A 23,132-nucleotide genomic window follows, 5' to 3' on the forward strand; every position below is an offset into this window, starting at 1 on the left:
GGGCTCACGCCGACGCCGCCGGCCTGCGCAGGAGGGCGCGGATCGGGTGCCAGAGTTCGGTGATCGTCACCCCGGTCTGCGGGGCCGTGCGCCATATGAGGCCGTCGGGGTGGTGCAGGACCGCCGTGATCTCGTCCGGGGTCGGCGGGGCCGCGTTGCCCCGCAGGTAGACCGCGCGCAGTCCCAGGTTGCGCAGCCTGGTCAGGGCGCGCGCCCGGTTCTGGGCGTGGACGAGGACCCGGACGCCGGCCGGACCTCCGGCGGCGGGGCTGGGCAGGTTCAGCGCCACCACCACCGATCCGTTCGGCAGCTTGCAGAAACCTCCTGCGGCCATGCGCGTCATACCCCCGTGCGTGTCGGTGTCAATAAGAGAGCCACAGCACGCACCTAAACACGATCGGCGGCAACCCGCCAAGGGGTTGCCGCCGATACGCGTCTGACCTGCGGATATACCGGTTACCGCAGGGCGGGGCCGACCTCGAGCGAGATCGTCGAGCCGTTCAGGGCCTCCTTGACGATCCTGATCTTGGTGTTGGTGTCAGTGATCTTGACACCGGCCCGCGGGTTCGTCTCGTCGTAGTAGTCGTTCAGGTGGTCGTTGAAGACCGGAACGCCCTTCGACGACGGGATGGTGGTGGGCACGCCCGCCTTGTGCAGCGTCATGCCGTCCGTGCGGTAGAGGCTGAACGGCGAGTCGTAGGCCTGGATGCGGGCGCGCATCAGCGTGCCGTCGGACCACTTCAGCGCGGTCGGGTGGGAGTCCACCGGCAGCAGCAGGCCGGTGCCCGGGTGCTGACTGGTGTTGTTGTCCTTCTGGGAGGTGTCCCACTTCCAGATCAGCAGGCCGTTCTGGTACGCGTAGTGCTCCACCCAGTCCGGACGGTCCGCGAAGCCGAAGTTGTACGGGCCGACCTTCAGGGTCTTGTCGTACGAGACGTACTGACGGTTCTCGGCGATGTAGTACTGGGCGTAGTCCTCGGTGAACGAGGCGCCGATGCGCGAGAAGCCGTTGGCCGTCCAGGCCGCGTCCGCGCTCTCCGCATTGTCCGTGAACAGCGCGGCGCCGTCGGCGGTGACGGTGATGCGGTCCGCCGCGAAGCCCTTCTGGGCCACGCCGCCGTCGGTGGCGTAGCGGAAGCGCAGGTCGATCTTCTTGCCGGCGTAGGCGTCCAGCGAGAAGGCGAGCGGCTTGTAGCCGTCGACCGTGCCGGTCAGGGCAGGCTTGCCGCTGCCGTCACGCGGGATCGGCTGACCGTCCACGGTGCCGTCGACCGCCGTCCAGTTGGCGCCGCCGTCCGTGGAGACCTCGGTGTAGAGGTAGTCGTAGTCGGCCTCGATGTCGTACCAGCCGTCCAGGGTCAGGCTCGCCGACGTCTTGCCGGTCAGGTCGACCGAGCGGGTCAGGGTGTTGCGCAGGTCGTCGCCGCTGCCGCTCCACCACTGGGTCGCGCCCTCGGCCGGGGTGACCACCTCGGTGGTGACGGCCTTCTCGGGCAGCTCGACCACGAGGGCCTGCTTGTTCTCGGTGTTGTACTCGGCGACGCCCAGCTTGTGGCGGGACTTGGTCCCGGCCTTGGCCACGTCGTAGTCGAGCCAGCCGAGCTGGAGCTTGTCCCAGGCGGTCATGTCGCCCGGCAGGTCGCCGATCTCGTTCCGGCCGGTGCCGAGCCAGGAACCGGACGACATCAGCGTCCAGAAGCCGGTGGAGTTCTCGCCGCCGTTGGTGTCGTAGTGGTCCGGCAGGCCGAGGTCGTGGCCGTACTCGTGGGCGAAGACGCCGAGTCCGCCGTTCTCCGGCTGGATGGTGTAGTCGCCGACCCAGATGCCGCTGTCGCCGATCTGGGTGCCGCCGAGGCGGTTGCCCTCGGGGCCGGTCGCGCCGGCGTCGGTGCCGAAGGCGTACCAGCGGTGCGCCCAGATGGCGTCCTCGCCCTGCGCGCCGCCGCCCGCGGACTCGTCCTCGCCGGCGTGCACGATCTGGAAGTGGTCGATGTAGCCGTCGCGCTCGTTGAAGTCGCCGTCGCCGTCGTGGTCGTAGCGGTCCCACTGGTCGTACTCGGCGAGCTGCGCCTTGATCTCGGCGTCGGTCTTGCCGGCGGCCTTCTGCTGCTCGACCCAGGCGGTGACGCCGTCCTGCACCGCGAACCAGGCGCAGTTGTCCGGGTCGCACTTGTTGGAGCCGTAGCGGGCCTCGTTGTAGGGGACCTTGACCCAGTCGGAGACCGTACCGTCGATCGAGTAGCGGCCCGAGGACTGCTTCTCGTAGTAGGTCTTCATCGAGTCGGTGCCGTCGCCGAAGTACAGCTCCTGGAAGTGCTCGCGGTTGTAGTCCGCCTTCCAGGCCGTGCTGTTGTCCTTGGTGCGGTCCGGCTCGGCGATCTGGTTGTGCAGCGGGCCGGGCGTGCCGCCGTAGCGGCTGTCGATCTTGTCGCCGAACTCGACCAGGATGGTGAAGATCTTGTCGGTCTTCTCCCGGCCCAGCTCGACGTACTTGCTGCCGCCCCGGCCGCTCTCCAGCTCCACGACCTTGGAGCCGTCGCGCTCCTTGACCTCGGCCTCGCCGGAGATGACCTGCTTCAGCGCCTCTTCGCGCTGGGCCTCGACCGTCTCGGTCAGCGGACCGGACAGGTTGTGCTTCTCGTGGTCGTGGGGCGCGGCCGGGTCGTGCCGGTCGACGGAGCCGGCCTTCACCGGGGTGGCCGAGTCGGCCTGCGCCACGGTGAGGCTGGAGATCGTGGCGGTGGCCGCCGCGAGTGCGACCGCGGTCGCGGCCGTTCTGAACTTCCAGGATCTGCTGGACACTTGGTGGGTTCCTCCCCCGCGTCCGGGCGCGCGAAGGAAGGAACCAGTGAGATGTGGCTGCCTGCGCGCGCGTAATCAACGCGTGTAGTCAAGTGACGACATTGGACTAGAGGTTGCCCGGAAAAGACAGACCTTGACTTGCGCAGGTCAAGTGCATTATGCGGGAACCCCGGTCCGCTGACCGGACGAGGGACCACACGGGGACCACGCAGGGGCCGCACGGGGACCATACGGGGGGGGTGCCCGGTCGCGAGCCGGTCCGACGGGCCCTGCGCCGGACCCCGCGACGGACCCCGCGGGCGAACCCGCCGACCGCTCCTGCGGACGGCCCCTCAACCGGCGCGTGGGGCCGTCCGCTTGGCGGACGCCATGAATCGGTGCGCCCCCTGTGCTCCGGCACTGTTGGTCATCTCACGCTTACGGTTAGTCCCGCTCGGGCATGCAGGCGAATAGATTGAACCGGTATCACGACGACACCCCCGTTTCCTCGAGGACACGATTGCCATGCCTCGTCCGACTGCCGCACAGCTCGTCTACGGCACGTTGACCGTGATCTTCTCGGCGCTCGCCATGCTGCTGCTCTCCGGGGCGACTTCGGGCCCGGGGGTCGCGGTCGTCGCCGTCGCGGCGCTCCTGCTGGGGCTGCTGGTCGCCCTGCGGGCGCCCGCGCCGAAGCGGGCCTCCTCGGTGGTGGCCTCCTCCGTCCCGGCGCCGGCGCCCGAGCCGGTACGGGAGCCGACCCGCCTCAATTCGTAGCGACGACGACCGTTTTGGCCGCCTTGTCGTGCAGGCCCTGCTTGTACGGCTTGTCGAAGAAGCTCCAACCGCCCGAGATCGCCGTCCAGATGCAGGCGCAGCAGAAGGCGAACGGGATCCACAGCACCGCGGCCCGGATCAGCGCGGTCTGCACGGAGGGGTTGGCTCCGTCGTCGAGGTTGGCCACGCGCAGGTTGAGCCACTTCTTGCCGAGGGTCTGCCCGGTCCTGGCGGTCATGACGGTGTCGTACGCCATGTAGAGCACGAGGGCGATGAGGGACTGGCCCAGCGACTTGCCCACCTCTGCGCGGTCGCCGCCGAATTCGTACTCGTTGACGTTGAAGCCGAGCGTGAGAAGCCAGACGACGATGCCGACGAGGATGAGGTCGATGATCCGGGCGAGGGTGCGTTTGCCGCTGTCGGCGAGCGGGGGCATGCCGGCGAGCGGGTCGGTGGGGTAACCACCGCCGCCGTACGGGTCACCGCCGTAGGGGCCGCCGCCGTAAGGTCCGCCGCCGCCGTAGGGGCCGCCACCGCCGTTGTACGGGCCGCCGCCCTGGGGTCCGCCGGCGCCGGGCGGGGGTGGCGGCTGGCCGCCGCCTCCGGGCGGGTCGTACGGCGAGCCGGCCCCCTGGCCGGGCGGGGGCTGCTTCCTGAAACGGTCGTCGTCCGGCGAGGGCCCGCCGGCGCCGGGGGGCGGTTCGGTGCTCATGGCCCGAGTGGATCGCGAAGATCAGCTCTTCGCATCCGACGGGCGGCCGTCCGAGGGACCGTTTCAGCCCGCTACGAACGTATGCGCGGCCTTGTCGTGCCAGCACTGCCGCCAGGGCTTGTCGAACAGGCACCAGGCCACGCCGATCAGGCCGAGGCCGAGCAGCCCCGGCACGCTGTAGACGAGCCACCGGCGCAGGGCGGCGCCGAAGGACGGGGGTTCGTGGGCCTCGATGTCGCGCACCTCCAGGCCGAGCAGCCGCTTGCCCAGGGTGCGGCCCCACTTGGCGGTGGGCAGCGCCTCGTAGAGCACGCCGGTCAGGAGGAGGACGGCGAGGACGGCGCCGAAGTAGACGGACGTCGTGCCGTCGAGGAGCCAGACGGTGACCGTGCGGCCGGAGAGCTTGGCCTCGTCGATCTTGCCCTGGATGTGGTCCGCCGCCTGTGCGCCGAGCGGGACGGCGGCGGCCGAGGTGACGGCGGCGACGACGAGGCTGTCGATCAGCCGGGCGGCCAGCCGCCTGCCGAGCCCGGCGGGACGGGCGGAGGCCTGACGCCGGGCGGCGGCCTGGAAGACGTCCTCGACGGGGGGCTTCCAGGGCGCGACGGGCTGCTGCTCGTCGCCGGGGAGCCGGTGCACCTGCTGGGGCCAGGAGGCCTGCCCGCCGCCGGGGCCGGTGGTGACGGGGGTGGCGGGGGCCGGAGCGGGGGCGGGGGCCTGCCGGGGCACGCCGGAAGGGGCGGACCGGGGCGTGTGCTGCCCGCCGCGCGGGGAGACGGCCCGGAAGGTCATGGTCCCGCGGTCCTCCTCGGCAGCCGTGTCCGCAGCGGGCGCGCCGCCCTTGGGCCTGCGGAACACGAAGGTGCTGCCCGAGTCGACGTCGCCACCGCCCGGACCGGAGCCGTCCCCGGCCGCGGTGTGCGCGGCGGAGGCGGCGGGCGCCTCGGGAGAAGAGGCGGGCCAGGCGGGCGCGGGCGACGGGCCCGTGCCCGTCACGGACGGCGCCGGCCCGCCGGGCCACGCGGCCGCACCGGTCCCGGACGGTCCGCTCGCCCCGGAGACCCTGCCGTCGCCGGCCTGCCCGGCGAGGTGCCCGGACGGTCCCGGCCGGGCGGCCTCGGCGGAACCGGCCGACGCGCCGGCCCCGGCCGAACCGGCGAGCGCGGTGGGGGATGCCTGGGTCACGGGCCCCGTCGCCTCGGCGGGGGAAGGCCACGCGGGCGCGGCGGACCCCGCCGACCCGCCTCCGGGCCGGGCGTCCCCGGCGTCACCGAAGCGGCCGGCGGCGGCCTCGTCGGCCGCACCGGCCCCGTCCGGCCGCACCGGTCCGGCGGAGCCGTCCGAGGCGTGGGCGGCTCCGGGCCCGGTCGCGCCCGCCGCTGCGGAGCCGTGCCCCGCGCCCCCGGCAGAACCGTTCCCGCCGTCCTGCCCCGCCGGCACCCGCGGATCGGTCCCCTGCGGCGCGCCCCACGCCACCCGGCGGTCCTGGTCGCCGCCGAAGCCCGACTGGTGGAGGCGGTCCGCGCCCCACGCGGCGGCGGGCTCGGGACGGCTGCCGTGGCGGGCGTCGGCGGGCCCGGCGGGCGGGGCCTCGTCGAAGAAGTGCGGGCCCGTCTCCTCGACGGGCGCCGTGGAGGGCGGCGCCAGGACCTCGCCCTCGGACGGGGCCGGGCGGCTGGTGCCCGGGACCCAGTTGGCGCCGTTCCAGTACCGGACGTATCCGGGGATGGAGGGGTCCGGGTAGTAGCCCTCGCGGGGCCGGTCGTCTCCGGGTGCCGGGGTTGGGGCGCTCATGTCCGTCGTCCCGTATCTGCTCGGGGGTGTGATGGGGGCCTCCACATCTATCAGACCGGGGCAACCGGTATGGCCCGTCCGGCCGTACCCACTCCTTTCGAGCGCCGTTTCGCTACCGCGCGCACGCCGTCGCCGTGACGCTGGAGAAGAAGCCGGAAAAAAGTTCGCCGAACCCGCGTAATGCTCGTGGCCTCCCGCCCTCTCCCTCGTGCGGGCCCGCACCGGGGCCTCGGAAACAGACGACCGGAACCGGCCGGAACCGACCGGCACAGAGAGGACGTACGAGATGAACACCGTGGTGGAGCGCGAACTCGAGATGAAGCTCGTCCTGTCGCCCGAGCACAGCGTCGCCGTGCCGGCCCGCCTGGGCTACCGCGTCGACGACCCGTACGCGGTCCACATCACCTTCCACATCAACTCGGAGTACCCGGTGCACTGGACGTTCGCCCGGGACCTGCTGGTCGAGGGGGTCTTCCGGCCCTGCGGCTACGGGGACGTGCGGGTGTGGCCCTCGAAGTCCGACGGGCGCAGCGTCGTGCTGATGGCGCTCAGCTCCCCGGAGGGCGACGCGCTGCTGGAGGCCCCGTCGGCGCAGGTGTCGGCGTGGCTGGAGCGCACGCTGCGGGTGGTGCCGCCGGGCACGGAGGGCGAACAGCTCGGGATCGACGACGGGTTGGCCCAGCTGCTCGCGCAGTGAGCCGGAGCCGTGAGCGTGTTCGTGGCAGGCGCCGTGCCCGCGATCGGGACCGTGCCCGTGCTCGTGCTCGTGCTCGTGGCTCAGAACAGCTTGCCCGGGTTGAGGATGCCGAGCGGGTCGAAGGCATGTTTCACCGCGCGCTGCATCTCCAGCCCCACGGGGCCGAGTTCGCGCGCCAGCCACTCCTTCTTCAGCACCCCCACCCCGTGCTCCCCGGTGATGGTGCCGCCGAGTTCCAGCCCGAGCGCCATGATCTGGTCGAAGGACCGCCGGGCGCGCCGCGTCTCCTCGGCGTCCGCCGCGTCGAAGCAGACGGTCGGATGGGTGTTGCCGTCGCCGGCGTGCGCGCAGACCCCGATGGTGAGGCGGTGTTCCGCGGCGATCCGCTCGACCCCTTCGAGCAGGTCGCCCAGCCGGGAGCGGGGCACGCACACGTCGTCGATCATCGTCGTGCCCTTGACGGCCTCCAGCGCGGGCAGCGACGACCGCCGTGCCTGGAGCAGGAGTTGCGACTCCGCCTCGTCGTCGGCGGGCACCACCTGCGTCGCGCCGGCCGCCTCGCACAGGGCGCCCACGGCGGCGAGGTCGGCGCCCGGGTCGGGGGTGTCGAAGGCGGCGAGCAGCAGCGCCTCGGTCGTCTCCGGCAGGCCCATGCGGGTGAGGTCGTTGACGGCCCGGACGGTCGTGCGGTCCATCAGTTCGAGGAGGGACGGGACGTGTCCGTCCGCCATGATCCGGCACACGGCGTCGCAGGCGTCCCGCACGGAGGCGAACTCGGCGGCCAGCACGAGCTGGCGCGGCGGCTTGGGCCGCAGGCCCAGCACAGCCCGGACGACGACGCCGAGGGAGCCCTCGGAGCCCACGAACAGCCGGGTGAGGTCGTATCCGGCGACGCCCTTGGCGGTGCGGCGGCCGGTGGACATCAGCCGGCCGTCGGCGAGGACGACGTCGAGGCCGAGGACGTACTCGGCCGTCACCCCGTATTTGACGCAGCACAGGCCGCCGGAGGCCGTCCCGATGTTGCCGCCGATGGTGCACGTCTCCCAACTGGAAGGGTCTGGAGGGTAGTACAGGCCGTGCTCGCCGACCGCGCGGGCCAGGTCCGCGTTGACGACGCCCGGTTCGACCACGGCGATCCGGTCGACGGGGCTGATCTCCAGGATGCGGTTCATCCGGGTCAGGGACAGCACGACGCAGCCGTCGGTGGCGTTGGCCCCGCCGGACAGGCCGGTGCGGGCGCCCTGCGGGACGACGGGGACGCGCAGCTCGGTCGCGGTGCGCAGGACGTGCTGCACCTGCTCGACGGTGCGGGGCAGCACGACCACGGCGGGGGCGCCGGCCGGGCAGAAGCTCGCCATGTCGCGGGCGTAGGAGGCAGTGACGTCGGGGTCGGTCAGCACGGCGTCGGCCGGCAGTCCCGCGAGCAGCCGGTCGGTGAGGGTGGCGTGCGCTTCCCCGGGTACGGCGTCGTTACGGCTCATGATCACAGCGTGACACCGGCGGCCATCGGTGTGAACCCCGCCGGGGGCTGCCCGCGCGTGCCGGGACCCGATCGCCGTAGTGACGCACAGTGAGCGGCATGGATTCCGAGGAGAGACTGCGGGGCGGCGGGCGGCGGTGGCGGCTCTCCCGCCGGGCGTCCTGGGCGGTGGCCGCCTCGCTCGCGGGGTGTCTCGCCCTCGTGGTGACGCTGCTGCCGCCGGACGCGCCGGAGGGGGTCCGGCCCGCGCCGGGCGCGGTGGGGCAGGCGATGACCGCGGTCACGGTGGGCGCGCCGGCCGCGCTGCCCGGCCTCGCGGCGCTGATCGCCGACCGGGAGGAGCATCTGCGCCGGCATCCGCGGGACGCCCGCGCCTGGGCGGTGCTGGGGGCGGCGTACGTGGAGCAGGGGCGGGGGACCTTCGACGCGGGGAACTACCCGAAGGCCGAGCGGGCGCTGCGCGCCTCCCTGGAGGTCCGGCCGCGGGGCAACGCGCGGGCCCTGGAGGGCATGGCGGCGCTGGCGGGCGCGCGCCGCGACTTCCGGGCGGCGCGGGCCTGGGCGCGGGCCGCGCTGCGGGTGGACGGCGCGCGGTGGACGGCGTATCCGCTGCTCGTCGACGCCTGCACGGGGCTCGGCGATCACGAGGGGGCAGGGCGGGCGCTGGAGCGGCTGCTGAAGCTGCGGTCGGCGGCGTCGGTGCGGGCCCGCACGGCGGCCGGCGTCCACCGGGACCGGGGGCGGTACGAGGACGCGGCGGCGGTGCTGTCGGACGCGGCGGCCGGCGCGCGCACGCCGGCCGAGCGGGCGGCGTTGCTGGAGCGGGCCGGGCAGCTCGCCTGGGAGCGCGGCGAGCCGGAGGCGGCCCTGCGGCACTTCGCGGAGGCGGTCCGCGTCGACCCGGACCAGCGGGCCGCGCGGGCCGGACAGGGCCGGGCGCTGGCGGCGCTGGGCCGGGAGAAGCGGGCGGTGCGCGCGTACCGGGCGGCGCTGGCGGGGCGTCCGGCGCCGCGGTACGCGCTCGAACTCGGGGAACTGTACGAGTCGCTGGGGCTGGAGCACGCGGCACGGGAGCAGTACGACGTGGTGCGGGAGGGGGTGCGGGCCGCGGCGGAGGGCGGCGCGGACGAGGGGCTGGTGCTGGGCCGGTTCGAGGCGGACCACGGCGATCCGGCGGCGGCGGTGCGGCGGCTGCGCGCGCAGTGGCGGCGGCAGCCGGGTGTCGAGGTGGCGGACGCGCTGGGCTGGGCGCTGCACCGGGCGGGCCGCGGTCGGGAGGCGCTGTGGTTCGCGGCGCGGGCGACGGACCCCGAGCGCGGGGCCGGGGCGCGCGGCGCGGAGCACCTGTACCACCGGGGGATGATCGAGAAGGCGCTGGGCCGGTCCGGGGCGGCCCGCAGGCATCTGACGGAGGCGCTGCGGACCAACCCGTACTTCTCGCCGCTGCACGCACCGGCGGCCCGTGCCGCGCTGGCGGCGCTGGGCGAGCCGCCGGTGCGGCCGGTGCCCCGGTTCGCCCGGGGACCGGCGCGCGCCTAGACGGTGGTGCTCACAGATTGCCGCGCTTGGCCTGCTCGCGCTCGATCGCCTCGAACAGGGCCTTGAAGTTGCCCTTGCCGAAGCCCATCGAGCCGTGCCGCTCGATGATCTCGAAGAAGACGGTCGGGCGGTCCTGGACCGGCTTGGTGAAGATCTGCAGCAGATAGCCGTCCTCGTCGCGGTCGGCGAGGATCTTCAGCTCGCGCAGCGTCTCGACCGGGACGCGGGTCTCGCCGACCCACTCCCCCAGCGTGTCGTAGTACGAGTCGGGGGTGTCCAGGAACTGGACGCCGGCCGCGCGCATGGTGCGGACCGTCTCGACGATGTCGCCGGAGTTGAGCGCGATGTGCTGGACGCCGGCGCCGCCGTAGAACTCCAGGTACTCGTCGATCTGGGACTTCTTCTTGGCGATGGCGGGCTCGTTGATCGGGAACTTGACCTTGAGCGTGCCGTCGGCGACCACCTTCGACATCAGGGCGCTGTACTCGGTGGCGATGTCGTCGCCCACGAACTCCTTCATGTTCGTGAAGCCCATGACCCGGTTGTAGAAGCCGACCCACTCGTCCATCCGGCCGAGTTCGACGTTGCCGACGCAGTGGTCGATGGCCTGGAAGGTGCGGTGCGCGGGCGGCGGCACGATCGGGTCGGCGGCGACGTAGCCGGGAAGGTAGGGGCCGTCGTAGCCGGAGCGCTCGACCAGGGTGTGGCGGGTCTCGCCGTAGGTGGCGATCGAGGCGAGGACGACGGTGCCGTGCTCGTCCTTCAGCTCGTACGGCTCGGCGATCGGGCGGGCGCCCTGCTCGACGGCGTGAGCGAACGCGGCGCGCGCGTCGGGAACCTCCAGGGCGAGGTCGATGACGCCGTCGCCGTGCTCGGCCACGTGCTGGGCGAGGAAGTGGCCCCAGGCGGTGGCGGGCTTGATGACCGAGGTGAAGACGAACCGGGCGGAGCCGTTCTCCAGGACGTACGAGGCGGTCTCGCGGCTGCCCGTCTCCGGTCCGGAGTAGGCGACCCGCTGCATGCCGAAGGCGGTGGAGTAGTAGTGCGCCGCCTGCTTGGCGTTGCCCACGGCGAAGACGACCGCGTCCATGCCCTTGACCGGGAAGGGATCGGCCTGCCGGGCGGTGTCGGGAGCGTGGTGTGTGGTCTGCGTCATAGCCGCAGAGTCTCTCCGATCCGTCAAGATGCGCAATAGTTCGCGTTTTTACTGAACAATATGCACAGCAAAACGGCGAGAGCGCCGGACTTTCTGTACAGGATGACCATCGAGGAGGCCGCTGTGGGGATCGACCGGCTGGACGGGCGGATCATCGTGCTGCTCGCCGAGGAGCCGCGGATCGGGGTGCTGGAGATGTCCCGGCGGCTGGGGGTGGCGCGGGGCACGGTGCAGGCGCGGCTGGACCGGCTTCAGTCGAACGGAGTCATCCGCGGATTCGGTCCGCAGGTCGATCCGGCGGCGCTCGGATACCCGGTCACCGCGTTCGCGACCCTGCAGATCCGGCAGGGCCAAGGAGCCGACGTACGGGCGCACTTGGCGACCGTTCCGGAGGTGCTGGAGCTGCACACCACCACCGGCAGCGGGGACATGCTGTGCCGGCTGGTGGCCCGCTCGAACGCCGATCTCCAGCGTGTGATCGACCTGGTCCTCGGTTTTGATGGCATCGTCCGGGCCGCCACGACGATCGTGCTGGAGAACCCCGTTCCGCTGCGGATCATCCCGCTGGTGGAGCAGGCGGCCGAGGACGCGGACCGGCGGGAGCGACCCGGCAGCGAGGAGTGAGGCGGGTGAACTTCTGGGAGTACCTGGGCAGCCGTCACCAGCAGCTGTTCACGGACGCTTTCCAGCACGCCAGCGCTGTCTTCCAGTGCATGGTGGCCGCCACCCTGCTCGGGGTGGCGATCGGCGTGGCCGCCTACCGCAGCGAGTGGGCCGGGAACCTCGCCACGACCGCGACGTCGACCGTGCTGACCATCCCGTCGCTGGCGATGATCGGGTTGCTGATCCCGGTCGTGGGCCTCGGCGTGCCGCCGACGGTGATCGCGCTGACGCTGTACGGACTGCTGCCGATCGTGCGCAACGCGATCGTCGGCCTGCGCGGGGTCGACCCCTCCCTGGTGGACGCCGCGCGGGGCATCGGCATGTCCCGCACGGCCCGGCTGCTGCGGGTGGAGCTGCCGCTGGCCTGGCCGCCGATCCTCACCGGCATCCGGGTCTCGACACAGATGCTGATGGGCATCGCGGCCATCGCCGCCTACGCCTCCGGGCCCGGCCTCGGCAACCTCATCTTCCGCGGGATCGCCTCCCTGGGCAGCCAGAACGCGCTCAACCAGGTACTCGCGGGCACGCTCGGGATCATCGTCCTGGCCCTGCTGTTCGACGCCGCGTACGTCCTGATCGGGCGGTTGACCATTCCCAGGGGGATCCGTGCCTGACCGGTCCGACACCAGCACGTCCGGCGCCGCCATCGAGCTGGAGAACCTCACCAAGCGCTACCCCGGCAACCCGCAGCCCTCCGTGGACAGCGTCACCATGGAGATCAAGGCGGGCGAGACGGTGATCCTGGTCGGGCCGTCCGGCTGCGGCAAGTCGACCACGCTGAAGATGATCAACCGGCTGATCGAGCCGAGCGGCGGCCGGATCCGCATCGGCGGCGAGGACGTCACCCACATGGACCCGGTGAAGCTGCGCCGCAAGATCGGGTACGCCATCCAGTCGTCCGGCCTGTTCCCGCACATGACCGTCGCCCAGAACATCGCCCTGGTCCCCGGCATGATCGGCTGGTCGAAGACGCGGATCGCCGGCCGGGTGGAGGAGATGCTCGACCTGGTCGGGCTGGACCCCGGCGAGTTCCACGGCCGTTACCCGCGCCAGCTGTCCGGCGGGCAGCAGCAGCGGGTGGGCGTGGCCCGGGCACTGGCCGCGGATCCGCCGGTGCTGCTGATGGACGAGCCGTTCGGGGCCGTGGACCCGATCACCCGGGACCACCTCCAGGACGAGCTGATCCGGCTCCAGCGCGAGCTGCACAAGACGATCGTGTTCGTCACCCACGACTTCGACGAGGCGATCAAGCTGGGCGACCGGATCGCGGTGCTGCGCGAGCGCTCCCACATCGCCCAGTTCGACACGCCCGAGGCGATCCTCACCAACCCGGCCGACGACTTCGTCTCCGGTTTCGTCGGCGCGGGCGCGGCCCTGAAGAGGCTCAACCTCACCCGCGTGCGGGACGTGGAGATCACCGACTATCCGACGGTGACCGTCGACGACCCGCTCCAGGAGATCTTCAACAGGCTGCGGTCCGGCGGCAGCAACGAGATCCTGCTGCTCGACCGGCGCGGACGCCCCTACAAGTGGCTCCGGCGCGGCGACCTGATGCGCGCGAGGGGGTCGCTGGCGCGCGCCGGGACGCTCGTCCAGGACACAGTGACCCGCGACGCCACGCTGCGGGACGCGCTGGAGGCGGTGCTCACCGACAACGCGGGCCGGGTGGCGGTGACCGGGCGCCGGGGCGAGTACACCGGCGTCGTCGACATGGAGACGCTGATCAACTCCGTGCACGAGATGCTGGAGGCCGACCGGCTGGAGGCCATGGAGGCCCAGCACGAGTTGCAGGAGGCCAGAGCCCAGCAGACGCACTTCGCGCAGGAGGGCGTCGGTGACGGGGAGGCGAAGGCGTGAGCACCGCTTTCCGGCAGCCGCCCCGGCCCGAGGACGAACCGGAGACGGACGTCCTCGGGGACGACGACTCCGCGGACGAGGAGCGGAACGCTCCCGCGCGCCCGGGACCGGCCCGGCGGATCACCTGGCAGAAGCTGACGTTCCTGCCCGTCGTGCTGATCGCGGTGCTGCTGGCGACCTGGCTGTGGTTCCGGCAGGCGGACCTGGACGCGATCTCCGAGAACGCCCTGTCGGGCGGGCAGGTGTCCAAGGCGCTGTGGCAGCACATCGAGCTGACGGCGATCTCCACCTTCTTCGTGCTGATCATCGCGATCCCGCTGGGCGTCCTGCTGACCCGCCGCGCCTTCCGCAGGGCGACGCCGGTGGCCATGGCGATCGCCAACACGGGTCAGGCGACCCCGGCGATCGGTCTGCTGGCCCTGCTGGTGATCTGGCTCGGCACGGGCAAGAAGGCGGCCCTGATCGGGATCGTCGCGTACGCCGTCCTGCCGGTGCTGTCGAACACGATGGCCGGTCTCAGGGCGAACGACCCGACGCTGCTGGAGGCCGCGCGCGGCATCGGCATGTCCCCGCTGGGCGTGCTGACCAGGGTCGAGCTGCCGCTGGCGGTCCCGCTGATCCTGGCGGGCATCCGTACGGCGCTGGTCCTGAACGTCGGCACGGCCACGCTGGCCACGTTCGGCGGGGGCGGCGGTCTCGGCGTCCTGATCACGACCGGCATCACCAACCAGCGGATGCCGGTGCTCGTGCTGGGCTCGATCCTCACGGTCGTCCTGGCGCTGCTGGTGGACTGGCTGGCGTCGCTGGCGGAGCTGGGGCTGCGGCCGCGGGGCCTGGAGGCGGGGACATGAGACGCGGGTGCGTGCTCCTGGCCGGGGCGCTGGTGCTGGCGTCCGGCTGCGGACTGACCAGCGGCTCGCCGATGGTCGACGACGTCTCCCCCGGGTCGATCGGACGGGGTGAGCCGCTCAAGGGCGTCGATCTGACGGTCACCTCGAAGGAGTTCAGCGAGCAGCTGATCCTGGGCGCGATCATGGGGATCGCCTTCGAGGCGGCCGGCGCGAACGTCCTGGACCGCACCGGCATCCAGGGCTCGATCGGCTCGCGCGAGGCGGTGCGCAGCGGGGAGGCGGACGCCGACTACGAGTACACGGGCACCGGGTGGATCAACTACCTCGGCAACACCGAACCGCTGCCCGACCCGCGCGCACAGTGGGAGGCGGTCCGGGACGCGGACCGCGAGAACGGCGTGACATGGCTGGAGCCGTCGCCCCTGAACAACACCTACGCCCTGGCGATGAACCGGAAGAACTTCGAGAAGTACGGCACCAGGACCCTGTCGGACGTGGCGGCGCTGGCGAAGAAGGACCCGGGCGCGGTGACGCTGTGCGTGGAGAACCAGTTCGCCAACCGGGCGGACGGCCTGCCCGGCATGGCCGAGAAGTACGGCATGGACATCCCGGCGAGGAACGTCACGCAGATGGACACCGGAATCATCTACACGCAGGCGGCGAAGGGCGGTTGCACCTTCGGCGAGGTCTTCACGACCGACGGCCGCATCAAGTCGATGGACCTCGTGGTGATGGAGGACGACAAGAAGTTCTTCCCCAACTACAACGCGGCGCCGATGGTCCACACGAAGACCCTGGAGGAGCACCCGGAGATCGCGGAGATCCTCGCCCCCATCACGAAGAAGCTGAACAACACGATCGCCCGGACCCTGAACGCGAAGGTCGACGTCGAGGGCGAGGACCCCCACCAGGTGGCCCTGGACTGGCTGGTGGAGGAGGGGTTCGTCAAGGAGGGATGAGACCTGTGCCGAACGCCCTCAACAGCTGGGAACCTCGCCCTTGCCGGTCTCCAGGGCCACCAGCGAGTCCACCGCCCCCTCCAGGGTGGTCACCGGGATCAGGCGCAGGCCCTCGGGGAGCTCCGCCTCGGCGTCGGCGCACTCCGCCCTCGGCACCAGGAAGACCGTCGCGCCGTCGCGGCGGGCGGCCTGCGTCTTCAGGGCCACGCCGCCGACCGCGCCGACCTTCCCGTCCGCGGTGATCGTGCCGGTTCCGGCGACGACCCGGCCGCCCGTGAGGTCGCCGCCCCTGCCGTCGCCGTCGAGCTTCGCGACGATGCCGAGGGAGAAGAGCAGACCGGCGCTCGGCCCGCCGACGTCGGCGAGTTCCAGGCCGACCTTCACGTCCCGGTCGTCCAGGCCGAGGTGGGACAGTGCCGCCTCGGTCGCCTCGTTCTGCGACTGCTTCATCTGGGCCGCGTTGTGCCGCTCGATCTCCTCGGTGCTGTCGCCGCTCGGATAGACCGAGTCGCGCGGCATGACCGCCTGGTCCGACCGCCACCACGCGTCGAACACCTGGGCCAGGGAGATGTCGGTGTCGGGGTTGGTCGCCTCGATCGTCGTCATCCGCAGCTCGCCGCCGGTCTTCCGGGTCGGCGCGCCGGAGATCGTGATCACCGGGTCGCCGCGGTTCTCGCCGAGCACGTCCGCCGTCATGCCCGGCTGCGCCACCGAGAACGGCAGCGGCGCGAACACCGCCGTGGCGAGCAGGGCGGCGACGGGCAGCGCACAGACGGCGAGGGCGGCCCGGGGACGGGTGAGGCGCGAGAGGCGTGAGGACACGGGGTCAATCTAACGCGGCGACGACCGCGGCCCGACGGGGTCCCGGCGGGGCGCTCGGCACAGGGGGGCGGCGACCTGGTGAGGACCGGGGCTCGACAGACTCCCGGCGGCGAAAGCGGTCAGCGCAGGGCGTCGGCGACCTCGCGGGCCGCGTCCACCACCCGCGGTCCCACCCGCTCCGGCACCGCGTCGGCCAGCATCACCACGCCCACGCTGCCCTCGACGCCGCTCACCCCGACCAGCGGCGCGGCGGCGCCGCAGGCCCCGGCCTCCAGCTCGCCCTGGGTCAGCGTGTAACCGGGGTCGCCCGACGGGCGCTGCCGGGCCGCCAGGATCGCCTTGCCCGCCGCCCCCCGGTCCAGCGGGTGCCGGAAGCCCGCCCGGTAGGCGACGTGGTAGTCCGTCCACGTCGGTTCCACGACGGCGACCGCCAGCGCGTCCGACCCGTCCACCAGCGTCAGGTGCGCCGTGGCCCCGATGTCCTCGGCCAGCGACCGCAGCGCCGGCAGCGCGGCCTCCCGTACCAGCGGATGCACCTGCCGGCCGAGCCCGAGCACGCCCAGCCCGACCCGGGCCCGCCCGCCGAGGTCGCGGCGTACGAGCGCGTGCTGCTCCAGCGTGGCGAGGAGCCGGTAGACCACCGTCCGGTTGACGCCCAGCTTGGTGGAAAGCTCGGTGACGGTCAGCCCGTGGTCGGTGTCGGCCAGCAGCTTGAGGACCCGCAGTCCCCGGTCGAGCGTCTGAGAGGTCTCCGCGGTCACGACGCCCACTCCTTTGGTGGTGAGGTCGGCAGCCCCTTCGTGGCGGATACGTCGCCGAGTCCCGTCAGCGACGCGCTTCAGAGGCCGCCGATCGGCTGACGGCCCGGCGTGTCCGGGCCCAGTCGCTTCACGGCTGCGCTCCGCGGCGGCGCTGCCACGGGGCGTGTGCGTAGCGGGACATTAGCGAAGGCGGTTCGCTCAGCGGAAGGCTCCGTCCAGAATCCGGGCAGTGGCGAGGAAGGAGCGCTGTGGTTTGACCTGATATGCGACGGGCGCACGCCGGAGTGGTAGCCCGTGCGGGCACTACGGGCGGGCCTTGCACGCGCCACAGGACGCGCCCCCGCGCCCGCGAGCCGGGACGGCAGGAGCCTTGCCCGCGCCGCGGGGACGCGACCGTGCCCGCACCGCGAGTTCGGAAGCGACGGGGCCGACGGGGCGGGGGTCACCGCATCCGCGTGGCCCACTCCTGCACCTTGGCGATGCGCTGCCTCAGCTGCCCCGCGGTGGCCTCCGCGGCCGGCGGCCCGCCGCACACGCGGCGCAGTTCGGTGTGGATCACCCCGTGCGGCTTGCCGCTCTGGTGGACGTACGCGCCGACCATCGTGTTCAGCTGCCGGCGCAGCTCCATCATCTCCTTGTGGGAGACGACCGGCCGCCGCTCGGCGGGCAGTTCGAGCAGGTCGGCCTCGGCGTCGGGTTTCTTCCTGCTGTGCGCGATCTGCCGGGCCTGCCGCTTCTGCAGCAGCAGCTGGACCTGCTCGGGCTCCAGCAGGCCGGGGATGCCGAGGTAGTCCTGCTCCTCCTCGCTGCCGGGGTGCGCCTGCATCCCGAACTCGGCGCCGTTGTACATCACCCGGTCGAAGACGGCGTCGGACTCCAGCGCCTCGAAGGGCAGCATGTCCTGCTCGCCGGTGTCCTCGTCCTGCTGCTTCTCGGCCTCGGCGAGGAGCTTGTCCTCCTCGGCGTACGGGTCCTCCTCGCCGTCCTTCTTCGGCTTGTCCAGGACGTGGTCCCGCTCGCGCTCCATCTCGTTGGCGAAGGAGAGCAGGTCGGGGACGGTCGGCAGGAACACGGAGGCGGTCTCGCCGCGCCGCCGGGACCGTACGAAACGGCCGACGGCCTGCGCGAAGAACAGCGGCGTGGAGATCGTCGTCGCGTACACCCCGACCGCGAGGCGGGGCACGTCGACGCCCTCGGACACCATGCGGACGGCGACCATCCAGCGGTCGGTGCCGTGGCTGAACTCGTCGATGCGGTCGGAGGCGCCGGCGTCGTCGGACAGCACGAGGGTGGCCTTGTGGCCGGTGATGTCGCGGATGAGCTTGGCGTAGGCGCGGGCGGAGTCCTGGTCGGAGGCGATGACGAGGGCGCCGGCGTCCGGGATGGCCTTCCTGACCTCGGTCAGGCGCTGGTCGGCGGCGCGCAGCACGGCGGGCATCCAGTCGCCGCGCGGGTCCAGGGCGGTGCGCCAGGCCTGGCTGACCGCGTCCTTGGTCATCGGCTCGCCGAGGCGGGCCTCGATCTCGTCGCCGGCCTTGGTGCGCCAGCGCATGTTGCCGCTGTAGGAGAGGAAGATGACGGGCCGCACGACGCCGTCCGCGAGGGCGGAGCCGTAGCCGTAGGTGTAGTCGGCGGACGATCTGCGGATGCCGTCGTTCCCCTCCTCGTAGGTGACGAAGGGGATGGGGTTGGTGTCGGAGCGGAACGGCGTACCGGTCAGCGCGAGCCGCCGGGTGGCCGGCTCGAATGCCTCCAGACATGCCTCGCCCCAGGACTTGGAGTCGCCGGCGTGGTGGATCTCGTCCAGGATCACCAGGGTCTTGCGCTGCTCGACGCGGTTGCGGTGCAGCATGGGGCGTACGCCGACGCCGGCGTAGGTGACGGCGACGCCGTGGTACTCCTTGCCGAGCGGGCCCGCGCTGTACTCGGGGTCGAGCCTGATCCCTATCCGCGCCGCGGCCTCGGCCCACTGCTTCTTCAGATGCTCGGTCGGCGCGACGACGGTCACCTGCTGCACGACGTGGTGGTGCAGCAGCCACGACGCCAGGGTCAGCGCGAAGGTCGTCTTTCCGGCGCCGGGCGTGGCGACGGCGAGGAAGTCGCGCGGCTGCTCCTGGATGTACTTCTCCATCGCCCCCTGCTGCCAGGCGCGCAGCTTGCTGGCGGTACCCCAGGGCGCCCGGCCGGGAAACGCGGGTGACAGGTGATGGGAGGACGTCGAGGAAGCGGCGGTGGTAGTCACGGTCTCCGTGGAGGGGTCGACTGCTCGGCTGCGTATGACAACCCGGCCACCCTACCGGCGGCCCTTCCCCCGAACGCCGCAACGCCCCCACGTCGCTCCCGGGTGGGACCCACGTCACAGCCGCCTCGGCGGCACCGCGCTCACCGCTGCGGCGCCCGCACCCGCGTCGTCACCCACGCCCCCACCAGCGCGACCGCGGCCATCGGCAGGAACACCGCGGCGAAGGCCGCCGGGTGGGAGGCGTGGCCCGTGGCCGTGGCGGCGGTGTGGCTGATCGCGCCGCCGCCGAGGGCGGCGAAGGCCGCGCCGCCCGCGGCCAGCAGGACGACGTTGGACAGCCCGTCGGATATCTGGAGCGCGGCGGAGTTGGCGCCGGCCTCCTCGGGGGCGGACAGGTGCAGGAGCAGCACGCTGGTGGAGGAGATCACCAGGCCCATGCCCAGACAGCCGAACCCCCAGGCGACCGCGACCGTCCACACCGGCACGGACGCGATCAGCACGCTCGGCGCGGCCGCGATGGCCGCCGCCACCAGCACCATGCCCAGCGTCATCAGCCGCTCCCGGTACGGCTCCGCCCACGAACGCGACTGCGCCCACGAGCCCAGCGCCCAGGTCGCCCCGCCCGCCGCCAGGGAGAACCCGGCCAGGGTCGGGCTGAGCCCCCGCTGGGTCACCAGCATCAGCGGCACGAAGGACTCCGCCGCGATGAACGACCCCGCCGCGACGCCGCGCAGCAGCACGACCGACGGCAGTCCGCGCGCCGCCCGGTAGGTGCCGCGCGGGAGCAGCCCGAGCGCGGACGGCACCAGCAGGGCGACGCCCGCCGCGCCGGGCAGGAGGGAGAGCGGGCGCAGGTCCTGGGCGGCGTACTGGAGCAGGCCCGCGCCGGCGGAGATGCCGAGCGCGAGCCGGATCCGCCGCCGGTCGAAGGGGGCCCGGCCGGCCTGCTCGTCCACGGGCCCGGCGGCCCGCCGGCGTATCTGCGGCAGCGCCAGCGCGAGCGGGAGCAGCACCAGCACGGGGATGCCGACGAACACCCACCGCCAGCCCAGCCGCTCGGTCACCGCGCCCGCCGCCAGCGGCCCCACGATGGACGGCACGACCCAGCTCGCCGCGAACGCCGCCATGATCGCGGGCCGCAGCCGCTCCGGGTAGGCACGGCCCACGACGACGTACAGCGCCACGATCACCAGCCCGCCGCCGAGCCCCTGCACCGCCCGCCCGAGGATGAACGGCCACATCGCCGCGGCCGTCCCGGACAGCAGCAGCCCCGCCCCGAAGGCCGCGATCCCCGTGGTCAGCGCCCCGAGCGGCCCCCGCCGGTCCGACCACTGCCCGGCGAACACCATCCCGAACAGGCTGGTGGTGAAGTACCCGGAGAACGCGAACGCGTACAGCGACACCCCGTCCAGCTCCCGCGCCGCCACCGGCATCGCCGTGCCGACCGCCGTCGCCTCGAAGGCGATCAGCAGCACGACGGAGACGATCCCGACGCTGAGCGCCCGGTGCGAACGGCTCAGCACGCCGCCGTCCTCGGGGGACGGCGGGACGGTCGGGGCGTCGACGACGCCGGCGACATCGGTGTCGCGGGGTTCCGGGGCAGCCATGCCGCAAGAGTAAGGGGCACGACCGACGCTGACTCCTGTCGGGAGTCGGGGCCCGGCTCGTCCGTTGGTCGTAGGTCCCGGCCCTCCGCGGCGGACGGCACGACCGCCCGTGGCGGGCCCCGTGTATCCCCCCTCCTGAACGGCACGGCCGCCTGCCGCCCGCCCCTGCCCCCCCCCGTTCATGAACGGCGTATGGCAGTCCCGTTGCACGCGACGCCCATCCCTTGAGCCCCGCTCCCCGCCCGGCCTACGGTCGTCTCAGCGATCACGGCCGTGTGCCCGAGTGGTTCAGGGGCTCGCCTGCAAAGCGAGTTACGTGGGTTCGAATCCCGCCACGGCCTCCAGTCTCAGCCGTCGCGTCGGCCAGGGGGGCGGCTCCGACGGGCCGAACCAGACGCGGACGTCCTCGCCGGTGCGGACCGGCAGGCGGGGGAAGTCGTTCTCCGCGTGTTCCGTGCGGTGCAGGGCGTGGCCGAGGGTCAGGTGCCGGGCGGCGTACGCGTCGAAGGCCGTCTCGTCCGGCGGGTGGCAGATGTGCGCGAGGACCTCGTCGGCGCCGGGCGGCGGGGTGTGGCCGGGACCGCGCAGCAGCAGGACGTCGTCACTGTCGACCATCGTGGCGTTGGCCGCCTCCCGGTGCTGCCGCCACACCGGGCCGTCGTAGAACGCCTCCAGCGCGCGGCGGCGGTGCGCCATGTCGGGGAAGGCGCGCATCCAGACGAACCGGTCCGGGTCGTCCAGGTCGCGGTACCGGCCGCCGACGGTGATGCCCACCGCCTCCTGACCGGTCACGAACTCGCGCTCGAACAGCTCGATCAGGGTGTCCCGGGCGCCGGGGTGGAGGGTGTACTGCCGGAGTTCGACGATGCTCATGCGCGCAGGTTAGGGGCGGTCCGCTGACATCTTCTGTCAGTGGAGTGCGGTGGGGTGCGGCGATACTGGGCGTCATGCGTGCGAGCCGGTTGGTGACCCTGCTTCTGCTGCTGCAGGACCGGGGGCGGATGACGGCCCGGCAGCTGGCCGCGGAGCTGGAGGTGTCGGTGCGGACCGTCTACCGGGACGTCGAGGCGCTCGCCGCCGCCGGGATCCCGCTCTACGGCGACGCCGGGCACGCCGGCGGCTACCGGCTGGTCGACGGCTACCGGACCCGCCTCACCGGACTGACCGCGGACGAGGCGCGGGCCGCGTTCCTCGCCGCGCTCCCCGGCCCCGCCGCCGAACTCGGCCTCGGCGAGGCGCTGGCCACCGCCCGGCTCAAGCTGCGGGTCGCCCTCCCGGCGGAGCTTCGCGAGCACGCCGAGCGTCTTCAGGAGTGCTTTCTGCTCGACGCGCCGGGCTGGTACGGCGACGCCGACCGGGCGCCTCATCTGACCGCGGTCGCCGCCGCGGTGTGGGCCCGGCGTGCGGTGGTGCTGCGGTACCGGCGCTGGCGGGCGCCGGAGGAGATCGAGCGGCGGGTGGAGCCGTACGGGCTGGTCCTCAAGGCGGGCCGCTGGTACCTGGTCGCCGGCGGGCCGTCCGGGATCCGCACCTACCGGGTGGACCGGATCCTCGAACTGCGGTCGCTGGAGGAGGAGTTCGACCGTCCGGACGGGTTCGACCTGGCCGGGTACTGGGACGGCTACCTGGCAGACTTCCGGGCGCGCCTGCACACCGGGGAGGCCCTGGTGCGGCTGACCCCCGAGGGCGCCCGCCGCCTCGGCGTGACCCCCGCCGGCGACGGCTGGACGCGGGCGCGGGTGCCCATCGAGTCGGTCGACCACGCCCACGGGGAGTTTCTGCGCCTCGGCGCGGACGTCGAGGTCCTCGCGCCGGCCGAACTGCGCGACCGCATCGCCGAGACGGCACGCACCCTGGCCGCCCGCTACCGGGACACGGGCGGCTGAGGCGGACACCCCCTAGCTAGGACCCGTTGAGCAGCCAGAGGGTGAAGGCGAGGGTGGAGACGTCCCGGCTGAGCGGATGCAGAATCGCCTCGCGCTCGCTCCAGATGTGCACCTCGCCGGTCGCGCCGTCGACGACCACGCTGTGGTCCTCGGCCGGGTGGCCCAGGCGTATCAGGTGGTCGGCGCGGGCGGGGAGCCGGCCGCCGGGGCGTTCGGCCTCGTAGTACGCGGTGAGGGTGGGCAGCGGGACGTCCATGTCCAGGTGGAAGAGTCGGCCGTCCTCCGGCAGGCCCGTCTCGCGCAGGAAGCGGCGCGTCGGCTCGTGGGTGAGCGCCGCGGGGAAGTCGAGCTCCTCGAAGCGGACGATGCCGCCGCGCCCAAACTCCTCGGCCAGCAGCCGTCCCGGCACGTCCAGCGCCAGGCCCGAGGCGGCGTCACGGCGTAGCTCCGCCAGTTCCTCCGCGGCCGTGGCGAACCGCAGCAGCGTGCACAGCGCCGGGTCGGCCGGGGGCGGCGCGCTCACGCCGCCGAGCAGAGAGGCGCACGTC

General features: G+C 72.9%; 20 protein-coding genes, 1 tRNA gene and 1 pseudogene. 10 read left to right on the forward strand and 12 right to left on the reverse strand.

The features are described from left to right. Positions 1-4: 4 nt before the first annotated feature. Entirely contained in the window at positions 5-334 is a 330-nt protein-coding gene (locus ACZ6KF_RS03580; RefSeq protein ID WP_356627238.1) for a hypothetical protein, read from the reverse strand. 122 nt (positions 335-456) lie between these two features. Continuing rightward, positions 457-2,802 (reverse strand): immune inhibitor A domain-containing protein, encoded by a 2,346-nt coding sequence (locus tag ACZ6KF_RS03585; protein ID WP_356627237.1) that lies wholly within the window; start codon positions 2,800-2,802, stop codon positions 457-459. Positions 2,803-3,306: 504 nt separating this feature from the next. Here ACZ6KF_RS03585 and ACZ6KF_RS03590 point away from each other — a divergent pair. Next, entirely contained in the window at positions 3,307-3,558 is a 252-nt protein-coding gene (locus ACZ6KF_RS03590) for a hypothetical protein (protein ID WP_356627236.1), read from the forward strand. Here the strand turns inward: ACZ6KF_RS03590 and ACZ6KF_RS03595 are convergent. Further along, a complete protein-coding gene (locus ACZ6KF_RS03595) occupies positions 3,548-4,270 on the reverse strand; it encodes an RDD family protein (protein WP_356627235.1) in 723 nt (240 codons plus the stop codon). The two genes, ACZ6KF_RS03590 and ACZ6KF_RS03595, sit on opposite strands and share 11 nt — an antisense overlap. A gap of 63 nt (positions 4,271-4,333) precedes the next feature. Next, entirely contained in the window at positions 4,334-6,064 is a 1,731-nt protein-coding gene (locus ACZ6KF_RS03600) for an RDD family protein (protein ID WP_469237114.1), read from the reverse strand. Between the two features lie 286 nt (positions 6,065-6,350). Between ACZ6KF_RS03600 and ACZ6KF_RS03605 the strand changes: the two genes are divergently transcribed. Beyond that, entirely contained in the window at positions 6,351-6,761 is a 411-nt protein-coding gene (locus ACZ6KF_RS03605; protein ID WP_469237116.1) for an SsgA family sporulation/cell division regulator, read from the forward strand. Positions 6,762-6,841: 80 nt separating this feature from the next. On the opposite strand, the gene ACZ6KF_RS03610 is transcribed toward ACZ6KF_RS03605, so the two are convergent. After that, positions 6,842-8,242, reverse strand: a complete 1,401-nt coding sequence (locus tag ACZ6KF_RS03610) for an FAD-binding oxidoreductase (RefSeq protein WP_356627232.1) — start codon at positions 8,240-8,242, stop codon at positions 6,842-6,844. Positions 8,243-8,340: 98 nt separating this feature from the next. Between ACZ6KF_RS03610 and ACZ6KF_RS03615 the strand changes: the two genes are divergently transcribed. After that, positions 8,341-9,780: a tetratricopeptide repeat protein gene (locus tag ACZ6KF_RS03615; RefSeq protein WP_469237119.1), complete on the forward strand. Its 1,440-nt coding sequence runs from the start codon at positions 8,341-8,343 to the stop codon at positions 9,778-9,780. Positions 9,781-9,790: 10 nt separating this feature from the next. On the opposite strand, the gene hppD is transcribed toward ACZ6KF_RS03615, so the two are convergent. After that, a complete protein-coding gene (hppD, locus tag ACZ6KF_RS03620) occupies positions 9,791-10,936 on the reverse strand; it encodes a 4-hydroxyphenylpyruvate dioxygenase (protein ID WP_356627230.1) in 1,146 nt (381 codons plus the stop codon). Between the two features lie 123 nt (positions 10,937-11,059). Here hppD and ACZ6KF_RS03625 point away from each other — a divergent pair, with 123 nt between their 5' ends. The 5 genes from ACZ6KF_RS03625 to ACZ6KF_RS03645 are packed head-to-tail and all read left to right on the forward strand — an operon-like array spanning position 11,060 to position 15,266. Continuing rightward, positions 11,060-11,560, forward strand: a complete 501-nt coding sequence (locus ACZ6KF_RS03625; protein WP_356627361.1) for an Lrp/AsnC family transcriptional regulator — start codon at positions 11,060-11,062, stop codon at positions 11,558-11,560. A gap of 5 nt (positions 11,561-11,565) precedes the next feature. Then, positions 11,566-12,213, forward strand: a complete 648-nt coding sequence (locus ACZ6KF_RS03630; RefSeq protein WP_356627229.1) for an ABC transporter permease — start codon at positions 11,566-11,568, stop codon at positions 12,211-12,213. Further along, on the forward strand, positions 12,206-13,456 hold the full coding sequence (locus ACZ6KF_RS03635; RefSeq protein WP_469158395.1) for a betaine/proline/choline family ABC transporter ATP-binding protein: 1,251 nt from the start codon (positions 12,206-12,208) through the stop codon (positions 13,454-13,456). Before ACZ6KF_RS03630 ends, ACZ6KF_RS03635 begins: the two co-directional genes overlap by 8 nt. Next, on the forward strand, positions 13,453-14,307 hold the full coding sequence (locus tag ACZ6KF_RS03640) for an ABC transporter permease (RefSeq protein ID WP_356627227.1): 855 nt from the start codon (positions 13,453-13,455) through the stop codon (positions 14,305-14,307). The genes ACZ6KF_RS03635 and ACZ6KF_RS03640 overlap by 4 nt, the downstream gene beginning before the upstream one ends. After that, positions 14,304-15,266 (forward strand): glycine betaine ABC transporter substrate-binding protein, encoded by a 963-nt coding sequence (locus tag ACZ6KF_RS03645; protein WP_356627226.1) that lies wholly within the window; start codon positions 14,304-14,306, stop codon positions 15,264-15,266. The genes ACZ6KF_RS03640 and ACZ6KF_RS03645 overlap by 4 nt, the downstream gene beginning before the upstream one ends. 18 nt (positions 15,267-15,284) lie before the next feature. On the opposite strand, the gene ACZ6KF_RS03650 is transcribed toward ACZ6KF_RS03645, so the two are convergent. The 4 genes from ACZ6KF_RS03650 to ACZ6KF_RS03665 form a co-directional block, all read right to left on the reverse strand. Beyond that, a complete protein-coding gene (locus ACZ6KF_RS03650; RefSeq protein ID WP_356627225.1) occupies positions 15,285-16,088 on the reverse strand; it encodes a S16 family serine protease in 804 nt (267 codons plus the stop codon). Between the two features lie 119 nt (positions 16,089-16,207). Next, entirely contained in the window at positions 16,208-16,849 is a 642-nt protein-coding gene (locus ACZ6KF_RS03655) for an IclR family transcriptional regulator (protein ID WP_356627224.1), read from the reverse strand. A 442-nt stretch (positions 16,850-17,291) separates the two neighbouring features. Beyond that, positions 17,292-19,091, reverse strand: a complete 1,800-nt coding sequence (locus tag ACZ6KF_RS03660; protein WP_356627223.1) for a DEAD/DEAH box helicase — start codon at positions 19,089-19,091, stop codon at positions 17,292-17,294. Between the two features lie 140 nt (positions 19,092-19,231). Continuing rightward, positions 19,232-20,698, reverse strand: coding sequence for an MFS transporter (locus ACZ6KF_RS03665; RefSeq protein WP_469237120.1), 1,467 nt, complete (start codon positions 20,696-20,698; stop codon positions 19,232-19,234). Between the two features lie 269 nt (positions 20,699-20,967). Between ACZ6KF_RS03665 and ACZ6KF_RS03670 the strand changes: the two genes are divergently transcribed. Next, positions 20,968-21,042 (forward strand) — tRNA-Cys (locus tag ACZ6KF_RS03670). Here the strand turns inward: ACZ6KF_RS03670 and ACZ6KF_RS03675 are convergent. Continuing rightward, the gene (locus tag ACZ6KF_RS03675; RefSeq protein WP_356627208.1) at positions 21,011-21,571 is read right to left on the reverse strand and encodes an NIPSNAP family protein; all 561 of its coding nucleotides are present in this window, start codon (positions 21,569-21,571) and stop codon (positions 21,011-21,013) included. The two genes, ACZ6KF_RS03670 and ACZ6KF_RS03675, sit on opposite strands and share 32 nt — an antisense overlap. A gap of 74 nt (positions 21,572-21,645) precedes the next feature. Between ACZ6KF_RS03675 and ACZ6KF_RS03680 the strand changes: the two genes are divergently transcribed. Beyond that, entirely contained in the window at positions 21,646-22,584 is a 939-nt protein-coding gene (locus ACZ6KF_RS03680; RefSeq protein WP_469237122.1) for a helix-turn-helix transcriptional regulator, read from the forward strand. Between the two features lie 25 nt (positions 22,585-22,609). On the opposite strand, the pseudogene ACZ6KF_RS03685 reads toward ACZ6KF_RS03680, so the two are convergent. After that, positions 22,610-23,014, reverse strand: a pseudogene (locus ACZ6KF_RS03685) (SUKH-4 family immunity protein); the annotation flags it as partial. Positions 23,015-23,132: the final 118 nt, after the last annotated feature.

This window comes from Streptomyces sp. NPDC046379 (assembly GCF_055587785.1).